Below are 14,980 nucleotides of genomic sequence, written 5' to 3'. Positions count from 1 at the left end.
TACATGAAAAAGTATATAAAATTATCATTTGTCCTGATGCTAACAGCTGTTGGCTTAAGCTCTTGCTTGAAAGATAAACCTGTATTGGATGAGGGTAACTCACCTGCTGTAATTGAGATTGGTGATGCCGGTGGCCCTATCGCAGAATATGCATCTGCTGATTTCAAGTATAATACTTATAACACGTCGTTTGATATCAAATCAACTCCAACAACGTTCGCAATTCCTATTAAATATTCAGGTGGACAACCCGCTCCGCAAGATATCACAGTAACTGTGGAATTGAATAATAGTATAATAGCAGGTTATAACACTTATCACGGTTATGCCAGTACAAGTGCAAACTACACTGTTGCACTTCCTACTGCAGCTTATACTGTACCAACTTACACTGTAGTTATTCCTAAAGGTCAAACTTATGGTGTGCTTAATGTGAATCTAAATACCAACCAGTTTTCTTTTGCTAATCAACTGGCTTTAGGTTTCACTATTAAATCTGTTAGCACTGGCACTCCTATCAGCGGTAACTTTGCAACCAGTTTATTCATATTTGGTGCAAAGAATGCGTATGATGGAGTATATGCCCACACTTTCACTTCTACTTTAGCAAGTGGTAGTAATACAGTTACTATGAAAACGATTGGTGCTAACATAGTTACTTATGGTTTATTAGGAATTTATTCAAATGTTCAAAATCTAACTGTAGATCCAGCAACTAACAAGGTAACAGTATCAATGACTACTTTGTTGCCAATTGCAACAGATCCTTCAAGCAGCTACGATCCTGCAACAAAAACATTCCATATAAAATACACCAGTAATGGTGGTGCACGTACTTTTGATGAAACATTCAAGTACACTGGACCTAGATAGTATTTTTTTTAAATGATTATGAAAAAGCCCGCTTATTCAAGCGGGCTTTTTCATTTCTCAATATTATCTATTATTTGTTCCCTCCGGGTCACCCTCTTTCTTCAACTGGTCCAGGCTCAAATTAGTGGTACCGCCCATTTGCTCTTCTACTTCACCGATATCACCTTGAGTGGTTAATGGTGGGCGCTCCTGGCTGTGTGCTACAGCACTACCGGCATCTATGTTTTCTGCATCCTGATACTCGGTATCTTCACGCTCGTTTACTGCACGTTCCTGCTCATCGGTATTAAACTTAGCCGCATCAGCATTCTGTGTGTCCTGCGGGCGCTCATTCTCATCGGTATTTAAAAAATCATCCCGATTTGTTAAATCGTTATTATTAGGTGTTTGCATAACATTTACAATTAGTGTATGATATCATAACGAGGTGAGTGTTATGCGGTTTTAGTTAAATGAAATTGGTGCGCTAATTGATATAAATATTTTAATCAATTCATTAAACCTTAACATTTTGTTATAGTCTTATTTACATCATTAGCAACTCAGAAAGAGGGAGTTTTTAATAAACAAATGAAAACATCATATAAATTAGTTTTATCATTAGCATTTAGTGCCTTAGTGGGCATATTTACCACACCTGATGCCTTAGCACAACGTGGTGGATTTGGCGGTCGTGGCGGCTTCGGAGGCGGCGGTGGCCGTTCATTCGGAGGTGGTGGCGGCGGCGGCTTTGCCGGCCGTGCATTCGGCAATGGTTTCGGCGGTGGCAACCGTGGAGGCAACTCTGGCGGTTTTAGCAGCCGTGGCAACCAGTCGTTTGGCAACCGTGGTTTTGGCGGCGGTAATAATCGGGTAATGACTGCTCCTCCACAAGGTGGTTTCGGTGGTCGTATTGGGGGTAACTTTGGCGGTGGTAACCGCGTAGGCGTAGCGCCTCGCATAGGCGGCTTTGGTAACCGTGGTGGTTTTGCACAACGTCCAGGCTATGCTTACCGTACCCCAGGTTTTGGTGGCCGCGGCTTTAACTATGCAGGCCCTCGTGGTGGCTTTGGTTATGGTAGCCGCTTTGGTCGTCCGGGATATGGTGGCCGTGGTTTTTACCACTATTATGGCGGCTTTTATAACCGCTACTATTACCCACGTTTAGGTTTTAGCTTAAATGTATTGCCATACGGTTATTACCCGTTCTATTACGGTCCGTACCAATATTACTATTCTGACGGTTTTTATTACCAGTACAATAACAACCAATACACTGTAGTTGAGCCACCGGTAGGTGCCGAGATCAGCAAAATACCTGACGATGCCCAATCTATAGTCATAGACGGCCAGCAGTATTACGAGCTGAATGGTGTTTACTATCAGCCGGTAACTAAAGAAGACGGTTCATTGGTTTATGTAATTGCCGGTAAAGACGGTAAACTGGAAACTGGTGCCGGAGTGGATACTGAAGACGGTGGTTACTATCCGCAAATAGGCGATGTAGCCAACAGCCTTCCGTCAGACGCACGCAAGGTGAAAATAAACGGCGAAAAGCTGTATGTAACTCCGGATGGTATTTACTACCGTGAGCAACGCGACAGTAGCGGTCACAAAATTTATGTGGTAGCCGGTTTGCCAAGCGATGATGATGCGCCGGAAGAACCGCAACAATAATTTTTAAAGGTGATTGATTAGGCAAAGGGCAGGTGGATTATCCATTTGCCCTTTGCCATTTTAAAGCTAACGCTGAGTAATTTGAATTTTTGAAAACCATTAAGTTTACAAATGCTTGTTTAACTATAAACTAAAATTTTACAGTTATGGAACAACATAATCATCAAGCACTTATTCAGAAACTGTTAGACTGTGTTTTGGCCTGTGAACACTGCGCTACTTCATGCCTGCAGGAAGAGGATGTAAAAATGATGGCCGGATGCATTAAACTGGATCGGGATTGTTCGGATATATGCACACTGGCTGCCCGCCTGCTGCAGCGTGATTCGGCCATTGCCCACCAATTTTTATTATTGTGTGAAGAAATATGCCGCATGTGCGCCGAAGAATGTGGTAAGCATGAAGCTGAGCACTGCCGACAATGTGCCGAGGCCTGCCGTACCTGCGCCGAGGCTTGCCATGCACATCATACACCTATTACCCAAGATTAGTCGAAAAGATAAATTTGTACTGATTTATCGTACCGAAATGCAAAAAAGCCACTTTAATCTAAGTGGCTTTTTTGCATTTCGTAATACACAGTTACTGCCTTGTTAATTGTACAATAGTATTAAAGGGTAATCAGTAGCGTTTGAAAGTCAACTGCTGGGATTTAGTGCAGCTTGTACGAAAACATTACAAGATGTACAGTGTGGTGTACGCAAATGCACAGCAAATTATTCAATATTGATAGTCTTTGTTTCGGAAGGAAAGCTATGTGAGGTATAAAGTGCGTTTTTTTAGGTGAAAGTTAAAAATGATAAGGAGTTTGGCATCATTATCGTATTCATATACACATCAAACTAAAAAACTAACTGCTATGAAAACTATCAACAAAACCGACATACTGCTTAAGGCTTTAGATATTGAATTGAAAAAATTATTGCAACAGGATCTGCAGAATTTCAGAGCAGCACAATTGAAAAATCAGCTGGTTAAAAAAGCTGCCTAATATAAAATCTTTCCTATCTACCCTATGAAAACACAAATGCTGGTTGCGTTGCAATCAGCATTTTTTTGTTGTATACCGTTAGGGTATTTACCTCACAATGGTATCATAAAAAAGGTGCCTTACTTCATAAGTAAGGCACCTTTTTTACTTGATGCAGCCTGATGAACTAATAAGGCTTGGCATCATGTGCTACGTCTTCGGCTTGTTTAACCGCTTCGGCAGAATGTGGGTTGCCAATCGGGCCGCTTGAAATATGATCCGTATTGGCGGCTTGCAAACCTTCTGCTACGCGGCGACCGTATTCGGGATCACACTGGTTAAACAGCGCAATCATTTTATCCTGAATGATTTTTTCAACCGGCGCCAGGGTGCTCACCAGGTTTTTAATCAGTTCGTCCTTCTCCCAATCTTCGTGCAATCTCCAGCGTTCGCCTGCTTGCGCAAAGTTATTGGTTCGGTCAATGCTTTGGCGTATCAAACGAGCCGGCGCATATTGTGGCTCATGGTCGGCACCGGCTTTAGGCGCTTCCGTTAAACCATTAAGGTTTGATGGCTCATAGTTAACATGCGGATTACCACCTTGCGGTACATCTACATGGTAAGTCATCTGTCCATCGCGCTGGTTAGTAGCTACATGCGCTTTTGGTGCGTTGATAGGCAATTGCAAATAGTTGGCACCTACACGATAGCGCTGGGTATCAGAGTAGGAGAAAGTACGGCCCTGAAGCATCTTATCATCAGAAAAATCCAAGCCATCCACCAGTACACCTGTGCCGAAAGCAGACTGCTCCACTTCAGCAAAGTAATTTTCCGGGTTTTTGTTTAAGGTCATTTTACCGATCGGGATGAACGGAAATTTATCCTGCGGCCATATCTTGGTGTCATCCAAAGGGTCGAAGTCCAGCTCAGGGTGTTCATCATCACTCATAATCTGCACGCAAAGCTCCCATTCAGGGTAGTTACCGGCTTCAATGGCATCATACAAATCTTGTGTAGCATGATTGAAGTTTTTGGCCTGTATGGCTTCGGCTTCTTCCTGCGTTAAGTTTTTAACGCCTTGTAGCGGTTCCCAATGGTATTTTACCAATACACCGGTACCTTCTTTATTTACCATTTTATAGGTATTCACCCCCGAGCCCTGCATTTGGCGGTAATTGGCTGGTATACCCCAAGGCGAAAACAGGAAGGTAATCATGTGCATGGCCTCCGGCGTATTGCTGATGAAATCAAATATACGCTGACCATCCTGACGGTTAGTCACCGGATCGGGTTTGAAGGCATGCACCAGGTCAGGAAACTTCATGGCATCGCGAATGAAGAACACTTTCAGGTTATTGCCTACCAAATCCCAGTTGCCATCTTCGGTATAAAATTTAACGGCAAAGCCGCGTGGGTCACGCAGGGTTTCGGGCGAGTGGCCGCCATGTATTACAGATGAAAAGCGAACAAACACGGGTGTTTGCTTGCCTTTTTCCTGAAATAACTTGGCGCGGGTATATTTAGCAATGGGCTCATCGCCTGCAGTACCATAGGCCTCAAATACACCGTGCGCACCTGCACCACGGGCGTGTACTACCCGCTCGGGGGTACGCTCGCGGTCGAAATGTGAGATTTTTTCTAAAAACTGATAATTTTCTAATGTAGCTGGCCCGCGGTTACCCACCGTGCGGATGTTTTGATTGTTAGTAACCGGATGGCCTTGGCGGGTAGTCAGCGTTTTGTTGCTGTCTTGCCCGTTCTGGTTGGCATTTTGTTCGTTGCTCATAGTTATAGCTTTAATAAGTTCTATAGTTGGCGTTGTTATCAGGCAGGAGTTGAGTTATATAAACCTATATGCCAAGCCCTTGGTTTGTCATATTATAAATTAGTTCACTCCTGTGAGTTTGTATTACAAACATAGTAAAGCAAGGTCCATAGGTATCATCTATTGATTAATAAGATTGTATATAGTATTTGTCTATAAGCAAATTTTGATGGGTATAGAGTTACGTGCAACTTTATACAAATATTAATTGTTTACTATTGTATATACCTTTAGGTGCAGAACATATAAGATGAAACCCATTTTAAAAATCGCAATAGTTGGACCCGAATCTACCGGCAAATCTACCATGTCGGCCTATTTAGCTGAGAATTATCAAACCATATGGGTGCCCGAATTTGCACGTGGCTATTGTGAAAACTTAACCCATGATTGTACCTTGGAAGATGAAGTAAATATGTTTTACGGACAATTGGCATTGGAAGAGGAACTGGCGCCAAAAGCAAACCGGTTGTTAATTTGCGATACTACTTTTATCACCGTAAAAATATGGAGCGATGCCTGGTTTGGCCAAACACCCCAGGTGGTGTTAGATGAGCTGCATAAACGCCCTTACGATCTCTACCTGCTGCTGGATATCGACCTCCCCTGGCAGGATGATCCGCTTCGCAATTTCCCTACACAACGTGAACACTTTATGCAGGTATGGCACCAGGAGTTGAAAGACTTGAATGCTAATTACAAGGTGATATCCGGTACAGGGCAGGAACGGTATAATGAGGCAGTAAGGGTTGTGGATGAGTTTGTGGTAAAGAACTTCTAATTGGCGTTTCATTAGGATAGAGTTGTCAGTTATGAAAGCCAGTGGATGTTTTTTTTCTTTTTCCGCAAAAGAAAAAGAACCAAAAAGAAAACTCGTGGCTGCGTTTTTTTCTATGAGGGGTGCGGTGGGCAGGCAACTGTTGTGGTAGCCGAAAAAGCCAAGGCCACAGGTTAGAGTGTATGTGTGTGTAGTGGTTGCAGTTGCCTGAATCAGAATTTATAGAATTTAAGAATGAGCAGAATGCGTTGTGACGCTTAGTTCATCCCACACGTCATTGCGAGGAACGGGCGCCATCTCTCTGCATTTAACCTCTTCAAGCGTATAGAGATTGCTTCGTTCCTCGCAATGACGCGATGGTGATGTGTGTGTGATCCAGTTATTTCTTGATTCTTGGCTCTTTGCTCTTGACTCTCTTCTTCCCCGTCAGCCCCTCAGCTTTGGGCGAAAGGCGGGCAGCACATGGTGGCCTCGAGCGTAAGGGAGAGGCCTTTTAGTGTTTGCACTGCCAGAAACAAAGCACAGCCTGTGGTGCTGACCGCCTTTGCAGCTAAGGCCTTGTGCGGCAAAAAAGCCTTACGGGGCTATACTTGATTTTTTGGTTCTTTTGTATCAAGACAAAAGAACAACAACTAACATAACAGCACAAACCCCGAAAAGCGGATAGCACCACAAACTTATAATCTCATTTATCGAAAAATCCCATTAATTTCCTTTGTATATTTCTGCTCTAAACTCAATGTATGGAAACTACGCAGGCGGCTCCGCTGATACAGATACGCAATCTGGCTAAAACCTATGGTGATAAAACAGTATTGAAGCACCTGACGCTGGATATATACCCCGGGCAGGTCATCGGTTATATCGGGCCTAACGGGGCAGGTAAATCCACTACCGTTAAAATTTTAACCGGACTGATTCCCGAGTTTCAGGGTGAGGTGATAGTAAATGGCATCAGCCTGTCACAAAACCCCATGGAGATTAAGCGGATGATTGGTTATGTGCCTGAAAATGCTGAACTGTATGATGTGCTGACACCGATGGAATACCTGGATTTTATAGGTAAACTGTATGGCATGGAAGAAAAGCAATTGCAGGAACGCGCCCGCCGTTTGCTTACCGCTTTCGGGTTGGGCAGTAACCTGAACGACCGCATGGATACATTCTCAAAGGGGATGAGGCAGAAGGTGCTGCTAATTTCGGGTATCATCCATAACCCGCAAATTATTGTGCTGGATGAGCCGCTATCCGGTTTGGATGCCAATGCCGTGATTATGATTAAAGAACTGATTCAGCGCCTGTCGCAGGAAGGCAAAACTATATTTTACTGTTCGCACATGATGGATGTGGTGGAAAAGGTATCAGACCGTATTTTGCTTATCAATAAAGGCGAAATTGTAGCTGATGGTACCTTCGAATCATTAAAGCAAAACCATGCCGATACCCTGGAGCAGATTTTTGCTAAACTGACCGGCCGCGAAGAAAATGCCGGGGAAGCCGATGCTATCATTAACGCTTTAGACTAAGCCAGCCGCATGAATAAGTTTTTTTTAAAACTGGTATCGTTCTTTTACCCATTGCTGGAGCGCACCGGTGTAAACATTGAGCAACTGAATGAGATATTACGTATCAAGCTGCTGCTGGACAGCAGGCGGCCTAGTACCCTGTTTGCTCAAAAACAACGTAAAGCTAAAAATGGTAAGGTTAGCAGTTCATGGGGAATTAGTTTCTTTCTGGTGCTGATGGGTTTGTTTTTGGGGTTTATTTTAATGGGGTTCGATCAGCCTTTTTTAGGGCAAACCATTTACTTCTTCATTTTTATGGTGTTGCTTTCACTCACCATGATTTCCGATTTTACCACCGTGCTGCTCGATACCCGCGACCAGTATATTATTCTTCCCCGCCCGGTGGATGACCGCACATTGGCAGTATCGCGCATTATGCACATTGGGGTGTATATTTTTAAGCTGGCCATGCTGCAGGGTTTACCTGCAGTGCTGCTAATTGGTTTTAAAGATGGCTTATTGTCTGTACCCTTGTTGTTTGTACAAATCATTGAGGCTACATTTTTTACAGTATTTATGGTAAATCTGATTTACCTGGTACTGATGCGCCTGGTTACGCCGGAGCAGTTCAAAGGCGTTATCAGTTATTTCCAGATTGCATTCTCAGTAATCATTTTTGGTAGCTACTACCTGTTGCCACGCCTGATTGATATGAAAGAGCTGGCACAATTTAAAGTGTTGGACCACGCTTGGGCTTATGCACTGCCCCCAGTTTGGATTGGTGCGTTGAATGAGGTGTTGATTCACCCCGGGCGTTCCAATATTGTTACCAGTTTGCTGGCCATTGCAGGTTTGGTGGTACCCTTGTTGGGTTTGTGGCTGGTGGCTAAAGTACTAGCGCCCGGTTTTAACCGGCGCCTTGCGGTGGTGGCCACATCTGATGGTAAGCAACAACAACAGCCGCTAACGGCAGGCAAACCGCTAAAATCTGATTTCAGGGATAAAATGGCAAATATAATTGCGCCTGATCCTGCCGAAAACGCAGGTTTTAAAATTACCTGGAAGATGGCGGCTCGTATGCGCGAGTTTAAAATTAAAGTGTACCCTGCTTTTGCCTATGTGCCTATTTACTTTTTATATTTTGCTTTAAATCATGTCAGCGGAGATATAAGCAACCGATTTTCTTCGTTGCGCGGCGGCAGTAATTACATATTGCTCATTTACCTATGCACCTTTGTGATATCGGTATTTTTGCAGCATGTATCATACAGTGATAAGTTTAAGGCCTCCTGGGTATATTATGCCTTGCCGGTAAGGCAGCCCGGCCGGGTATTAACCGGTATGTTTAAAGCGGTGGTTTCTATATATTACTTTCCGTTTTTCTTGTTGGTAAGCATTGGTATAATTACCCTTTGGGGGCCTGAAGCTATCAATGATATTATACTGGCCTTTTTCATCAGCCTTATTTATGGCATCCTGTTATCCTTGTTTTTAATTAAAGGACTGCCTTTTTCCAAACCAGTACTGCTTAAGCAATCGGGCGGGCGCATCATTAATTCATTATTGATTACGGGGTTTATTGCAGTAGCCGGGTTCGGGCATTACTTTTTGATGCGCTGGGAAACTGTAATCTGGATACTGATTTTGCCTGCAGCGGGTATTTACTGGCTGATGATCAGCCAGTACAAAAAGCAGGGCTGGGAGGCTATAGAGATAGAAGACTTGTAGAATTAACTACCGGTTTACATACAAGCCGGTAGCTTCAAACATCAATTCTTTAGGGTTGGTTAAGGTACGATGTCGTGCCGGGTTTTCGCCTGCATATTTTTGTTTGTCATCCGCAATAAACTGCCGGGTAAGTGTACCTGCAATAATTACTTCTTTCCCTTTTAACTCTACCGGTAGTGTGATATTGTAGTTTTTAAAATGTACGCCAATCACCTGGCCCTTACCGGCATCCATATCAAACCAGCCGCCTTTAGGCTTGGTTACCCGTAGTACCCGGCCTACTATAACGGCACTAATGCGGCTGCGGTTACCCAAGTAAGACCGTATATTGGTGGCTTGTTGTAAGTTAACTACCTCGGGCTTAACACCGAACACCATGCCATGGGGTAAAGGAACGCGCTTCTGTGCGGTAAGATATAAAGGGATAAAAAGCAGACAGATTAATAAAGCTCTCATTTTCGGCAACACATCATTTTGCTTCTATCAACAAGCGCTTTAAAAGTTGGTTTCAGATAATTGAATCAGGTGTTAAGGAAGCTGTTAAAAACTAAATGTTGTGCCGCTATTTACCTGAAAGCCGTTGCGGAAAACACCGTTCAGTTGCGTATGGTCTACATTGCCGTTATTAAGAAATAAATCATCGGTGCCTGTACCGGTTTGCCAGTTAAAACAGGTGCCGCCGGCAAATACTGATAGGTTAGGGGCGATGCGGTATTGCAGCTTTAATCCGGCATCCAAACCATAACCTTTAGCATAATGCCGATAGCTTACCGGATGCTGAAAGGTTTGAATCAGGTTCCAGTCGGCATGGGCATGGTAGTTTACCTGGCTGTAGTTGATATTTGCGTTTAAGGCGATACGGGTGGTCAGGTTATAATTAATATCAGCTTTAATGAAAGGGCCTTTCCAGTCAGTATGATATGTACTGTTCAAATTAGTTAACTGGCCACTATTGTCTAAAATATACAGCGATTGCCTGCTGGTGATATAGCCTAAATAAGGTGTGATTTTTAATGATGGAACAAGCGTAAATACATATCCGGCACTCGCTTGGTATAAAGAGGAATATCCTTTATCAGCATCAAAATGACCGGCATAAGTTGCACCGGTTCGGTTATCCTGTGCATAATCCGTGTCATCTACCTTACCCGAACTGATTTGCAGGCGGTTGAAGCCACCTGCTATGATCCAGTTTTTCCAAACTTGCCATTGTAGCGAAGCGCCTGAGGCAAAGCCGTTGTAATGCTTCCATTTAAGTTCGGAATATATATTGGGGCTGGTACCATTACTGTTGCCTGCAATAGACCAATGCAAACTCTCCTGCTGGAAACCGTAGTGCATACTGAATTGCAGCCGTTGGTCTGACTGCCCTTTAACCGCTTGAACGGTTGCCGCAATGAGGAAAATAATGATGAGAAAAGATTTATGCATCATTTTAAAATGCAGCATCATGTTAAAATGATGCTGCATGGCTAATGTACAATTTTATTGATAGCTAAATGCCTCCCACCCTGAAACCGAAGTGCGGGTACAAGTCATGGGCTGAGTACCGTTTTCTGAAGAAATAAACCGGCCGTTACTGCCCTGAAAAGTAGCTTTGCCATCAGCAGTGGTTCCCCAGGTAAATTTCTCCCAATCACCAATGGTGGTGCGGTTACAGGTAATAGCCTGAGTGCCGTTTTCAGAAGATAAGTATTTACCCATGCTGCGCAGGGCAATTTTGCCGCCACCCGCATCTACAATGGTAAATTTCTCCCAGTCGCTGGCAGTAGGGCGGTTACAATTCATGGCTTGTGTGCCATTTTCGCCGCTTACGTACTGGTTGTTTACACCTTTAAGGGTGATGGTTTGGCCAATAGGTGCACCGGCGGTTGTAGTGGCCTTGTATACCCGCACATAATCTACATACATGCTGGTAGGTAAAGCGCCATCGTTAATGGCAGTACCACCTGTTAAATCGCCGCCCACAGCAAGGTTGAGGATGATAAAGAACGGGTTGTTGTTAAACTCCTCGGTGCCGTTAATATTGTTGGCAATATTGGCCGTGTTATACAAGGTGCCGTCCACATACCAGCGAATGCTGCTGCTATCCCATTCAATGGCATATACATGGTAATCGCCGGGAGTGGTATTGGTATTGCCGCCGTATTGCGAGTGGCCATTGTTATCCCAGTGGATAGTGCCCAGCACCGTATTGCTGGTGTTCACCTGCTCCATAATGTCAATCTCACCACACTTCGGCCAGCCCACGGTATTGATATTACTGCCCAGCATCCAGAAGGCCGGCCACATGCCGTTTACCATTGGCAACTTAATACGAGCCTCAATACGGCCATACTTCACCGAATATTTGCCCGAAGAGTTAAGCCTTGCCGAAGTATACTGCATGCCGCCTACGGCTTGTTTACGCGCAGTAATAACCAAGTTACCATTACTGATTGAGGCATTTGAAGCCTGATAATACTCCTTCTCGTTGTTTTGTGCCGTGCCGGTTTCAAAGTTCCAGTTGGCCGTGTTAATGTTCGGGCCTTCAAATTCATCGGCCCAAACCTGCGTCCAGGTAGTAGCTCTGGGTGTGGCATTGGTTGTTGTGGCAGCAGCTGCATCAGTTTGTACCGGGCCAACATCTTTTTTGCAGGAAGCAAGGCATAATACAGCGGTCATAGCTACAGGTATAACCCGCAGCAGTGTTAAGCATTGTTTTCTCATAACAATTGGTTTTATGTGTTTGATGGTTTAATGAATTTCAAAAAATGATTTTTAAACCTTTCACTTATGAAACCAATACGTAAAAACGTTATTTAGAAAGCTGGTACACGCGCACATAATCCACATACATACTGGCCGGTAGCTTGCTTAAATCTACCTTTTGCCCCGGAAAATCTCCGGCTACAGCCAGGTTAAGGATGATGAAAAATTTGCCTGCATTAAATTCCTCAGTACTATTTACATTGCCATGAGTGTCGGCTGTGCAAAACAGCTTATCATCCAGAAACCATTTAATTTCGGTGGGTGTCCACTCTATAGCATATATATGATAATCATCAGGGGTATCGGTAGTGGCGCTTAAGCCATACTGCGCATGGCCGTTATTGTCCCAATGAATGGTACCATAAAATTTATTGTCGGCGTTTACGTGTTCCATAATATCAATCTCACCACACTTAGGCCAGCTTACGGTGTTAATATTGTCACCTAACATCCAGAAGGCTGGCCACAAACCTGCACCAAGCGGAATTTTGATGCGTGCCTCAATGCGGCCATACTGCACCGAGAACTTGTTCTGTGTATTCAGCCGTGATGAGGTGTAAGGAAAGATGCCTTTGCTTTCGGCCTTAGCGGTAATTACCAGATTGCCGTTGCTTAGTGTGGTATTTTGAGATTGATAGTATTCTTTTTCGTTATTTACGTTAAGGTTGCCTGTTTCAAATACCCAGTTGTTGGCATTTACACTGGTACCCTCAAACTCATCATTCCATATCATTTTATAGGTTTGATTTGGGCTTGAGCCACCGGTAGTTGTACCTCCGCCGGTAACGGCAGGCACATCGGGCAGTTTGGTAGTTGTATCTTTTTTACAAGAAACAGCCAGTAAGGGCAGTGCCAACATACCGTATGCCAACAGTGATTTGAACAGAACTTTCATAAGTATAAGTTTATATAATTGGAAGGTTAAAAGTCGGTAACTTATTGGTTAACTCCAAACGCTTCCCAACCCGAAACCGTGGTACGTGTACAGGTCATGGCTTGTGTGCCATTCTCGCTGCTTACATACTTGCCGTTGCTGCCTTGCAGGGTTGTTTTGCCATCGGCAGTGGTGCCTAAAGTGAATTTTTCCCAGTCACCAATGGTGGTGCGGTTACAGGTAATGGCTTGGGTGCCGTTCTCGCAGGATACATATTTGCCCATGCTTTGCAGTGCCACCTTGCCGCCACCCGCATCTACAATAGTAAATTTCTCCCAGTCGCCGGCTGTAGCCCGGGTGCAAGTCATGGCCTGGGTGCCGTTTTCAGAAGATACATAGGCATTATTGATGCCTTTTAAAGTAATAGTTTGCCCAATTGGGTTAGAAGAGCCGCTGCCCGGTGTGCCTGCCCAATTAAAGGTAGCTACTGCACCGGCAGGTAAAGTATAGGTAAACGATTGATTACCCCACAGCACCTTGAAGCTCTGGCTGCTGCTGCCAGAATTTAAAGCCACAACTACTTTGGTGCCATCCGAATTTTTAAAGGCTACGTTCTGGATGCTGCCCGCAATATTAGAACCGATGCGCACTGCGCCCGGCCTTACAAACTTAGAAGCATGTGCAATAATATAGTAAGAAACATTGCGGGTAACGGATGAACTGATGGTAACAGCAGGCTGGCAGGTGCTGCAGCCTCCGTTGGTATACGGCCCGTTACTGGCATTGGCAGCTAAATTCCACTCCAGCACATTGCGTGCCCAGTTGCGGGTAGCGCCGATAATCAGGTTGTTCACATGCCATGATAAATCTCCGGCAAAGCCACCTGTTGATGAAACAAACTGCTCCGTGAAGTATACATTTTTGTTGGGGAAGGAGTTATGAATGTCTGATAAAGCACTAATGTTACCGGCATACAAGTGGTACGCCGACCCATCAACATACTGATTGGCACCGGCATCGCCCAGCACCGTTTGCGGATAATCCATGCGATCGGTGTTGTGATCATAGGCAATAATTTTGGTGCTTAAACCTCCATTGCGCAGGGCTGGGCCTAAATTGTTTTTTATAAAGTTGGCCTGTTCTCCGGCCTGCATAACCATGCTTGGATTATTGTAAGGGTTCAATGGCTCGTTTTGCGGGGTAATGGCATCAATGGTAATGCCCTGCCCCTTCATGGCCTGAATGTATTTTACAAAATAGTTGGCATAAGCACCATAAGCTGCTGTATTCAGCGAGCCGCCTGTGAAGCCGCCGTTACCGGTGGTATTGGTTTTCATCCAAACCGGGGCTGTCCATGGGGTAGCCAGTATTTTAATGTTGGGATTAATAGCCAGTATCTTCTTCAAAACCGGAATTAAGGCCGTTTGGGCTTGGGCAATACTGAAATTGTTCAAGTTATAATCTGTGCTTCCGGCGTTGACATCATCATAAGTAAAATCACTGGCGCTTAAATCAGAAGCGCCAATACTGATGCGCAGGTAACTAATGCCAATGCTGCTACCGCTGGTGGAGAATAGCTCCTGCAACAATGAATTTTGCTGGGTAGCACCCATGTTGTTGATTAGGGTGGCGCCGCCATCCGTGAGGCAAAAGCCAAAACCATCAATGCCCTGGTAGCTGGTTCCTTCGTTTACCGTAATTGTGTTAGGGTTAGTGCCGGCATCGGCAGCAAAATTAAGGCTGGCTTGCTGAGCAAGAAGTTTGGATTTGTCGCCCGTGGTCATCCATACAGATACAGCACTTGTAGCTGCCCGAGGGGTTGTCATAGCTGCTGATGCAACGACATCGGGCTGACCGCCGGCTACATCTTTTTTACAGCCATACATTACAGCGGCCGACGTAGCCGCAATAGCCAGCAAGCCCCTGATGTTAAGGGTAGAGTACTTCTTCATAAGATTGGTTTATATAAAATAATTGGTTAATGGTACGGCAAAAGGCTTCCTGGCTGCGGTTTAAGAAC

The 14,980-nt window shown here is 44.5% G+C and carries 14 protein-coding genes; 7 read left to right on the top strand and 7 right to left on the bottom strand.

The features are described 5' to 3' along the window. Positions 1 to 3: 3 nt before the first annotated feature. Positions 4 to 873 (top strand): DUF1735 domain-containing protein, encoded by an 870-nt coding sequence (locus ACYVNW_RS12680; protein ID WP_460680241.1) that lies wholly within the window; start codon positions 4 to 6, stop codon positions 871 to 873. 63 nt (positions 874 to 936) lie between these two features. Here the strand turns inward: ACYVNW_RS12680 and ACYVNW_RS12675 are convergent, their stop codons facing one another. Then, positions 937 to 1,266 carry a hypothetical protein gene (locus ACYVNW_RS12675; protein WP_460680240.1) on the bottom strand — a complete coding sequence of 110 codons (330 nt, stop codon included), beginning with the start codon at positions 1,264 to 1,266 and terminating at the stop codon, positions 937 to 939. Between the two features lie 177 nt (positions 1,267 to 1,443). Here ACYVNW_RS12675 and ACYVNW_RS12670 point away from each other — a divergent pair, with 177 nt between their 5' ends. The 3 genes from ACYVNW_RS12670 to ACYVNW_RS12660 all read left to right on the top strand — a co-directional run bounded on the left by ACYVNW_RS12670 (position 1,444) and on the right by ACYVNW_RS12660 (position 3,520). Beyond that, positions 1,444 to 2,529 carry a DUF6515 family protein gene (locus ACYVNW_RS12670; protein WP_460680239.1) on the top strand — a complete coding sequence of 362 codons (1,086 nt, stop codon included), beginning with the start codon at positions 1,444 to 1,446 and terminating at the stop codon, positions 2,527 to 2,529. A gap of 146 nt (positions 2,530 to 2,675) precedes the next feature. Further along, entirely contained in the window at positions 2,676 to 3,020 is a 345-nt protein-coding gene (locus ACYVNW_RS12665) for a four-helix bundle copper-binding protein (RefSeq protein ID WP_460680238.1), read from the top strand. Between the two features lie 368 nt (positions 3,021 to 3,388). Continuing rightward, positions 3,389 to 3,520, top strand: coding sequence for a hypothetical protein (locus ACYVNW_RS12660; RefSeq protein WP_460680237.1), 132 nt, complete (start codon positions 3,389 to 3,391; stop codon positions 3,518 to 3,520). A gap of 166 nt (positions 3,521 to 3,686) precedes the next feature. Here ACYVNW_RS12660 and ACYVNW_RS12655 read toward each other — a convergent pair whose 3' ends face one another. Further along, positions 3,687 to 5,285 (bottom strand): catalase, encoded by a 1,599-nt coding sequence (locus tag ACYVNW_RS12655; protein WP_460680236.1) that lies wholly within the window; start codon positions 5,283 to 5,285, stop codon positions 3,687 to 3,689. 289 nt (positions 5,286 to 5,574) lie between these two features. Between ACYVNW_RS12655 and ACYVNW_RS12650 the strand changes: the two genes are divergently transcribed. From ACYVNW_RS12650 to ACYVNW_RS12640, 3 genes are all read left to right on the top strand, one after another. Further along, positions 5,575 to 6,105 (top strand): AAA family ATPase, encoded by a 531-nt coding sequence (locus tag ACYVNW_RS12650; RefSeq protein WP_460680235.1) that lies wholly within the window; start codon positions 5,575 to 5,577, stop codon positions 6,103 to 6,105. Between the two features lie 740 nt (positions 6,106 to 6,845). Next, on the top strand, positions 6,846 to 7,628 hold the full coding sequence (locus ACYVNW_RS12645; RefSeq protein ID WP_460680234.1) for an ABC transporter ATP-binding protein: 783 nt from the start codon (positions 6,846 to 6,848) through the stop codon (positions 7,626 to 7,628). A 9-nt stretch (positions 7,629 to 7,637) separates the two neighbouring features. Continuing rightward, positions 7,638 to 9,335, top strand: coding sequence for a hypothetical protein (locus ACYVNW_RS12640; protein ID WP_460680233.1), 1,698 nt, complete (start codon positions 7,638 to 7,640; stop codon positions 9,333 to 9,335). A gap of 6 nt (positions 9,336 to 9,341) precedes the next feature. Here the strand turns inward: ACYVNW_RS12640 and ACYVNW_RS12635 are convergent, their stop codons facing one another. From ACYVNW_RS12635 to ACYVNW_RS12615, 5 genes are all read right to left on the bottom strand, one after another. Next, positions 9,342 to 9,791 (bottom strand): DUF4920 domain-containing protein, encoded by a 450-nt coding sequence (locus ACYVNW_RS12635; RefSeq protein ID WP_460680232.1) that lies wholly within the window; start codon positions 9,789 to 9,791, stop codon positions 9,342 to 9,344. 84 nt (positions 9,792 to 9,875) lie between these two features. After that, positions 9,876 to 10,805, bottom strand: coding sequence for a hypothetical protein (locus ACYVNW_RS12630; RefSeq protein ID WP_460680231.1), 930 nt, complete (start codon positions 10,803 to 10,805; stop codon positions 9,876 to 9,878). A 15-nt stretch (positions 10,806 to 10,820) separates the two neighbouring features. Then, on the bottom strand, positions 10,821 to 12,044 hold the full coding sequence (locus ACYVNW_RS12625) for a family 16 glycosylhydrolase (protein ID WP_460680230.1): 1,224 nt from the start codon (positions 12,042 to 12,044) through the stop codon (positions 10,821 to 10,823). Positions 12,045 to 12,132: 88 nt separating this feature from the next. Then, entirely contained in the window at positions 12,133 to 12,981 is an 849-nt protein-coding gene (locus tag ACYVNW_RS12620) for a glycoside hydrolase family 16 protein (protein WP_460680229.1), read from the bottom strand. Positions 12,982 to 13,022: 41 nt separating this feature from the next. Beyond that, positions 13,023 to 14,912, bottom strand: a complete 1,890-nt coding sequence (locus ACYVNW_RS12615; protein ID WP_460680228.1) for a glycoside hydrolase family 30 beta sandwich domain-containing protein — start codon at positions 14,910 to 14,912, stop codon at positions 13,023 to 13,025. Between the last annotated feature and the right edge of the window lie 68 nt (positions 14,913 to 14,980).

The sequence above is a fragment of the Mucilaginibacter koreensis genome (assembly GCF_054783355.1).
Note: the sequence above shows the minus strand (reverse complement) of the source record. Positions and strands in the feature narration are given on the sequence as shown.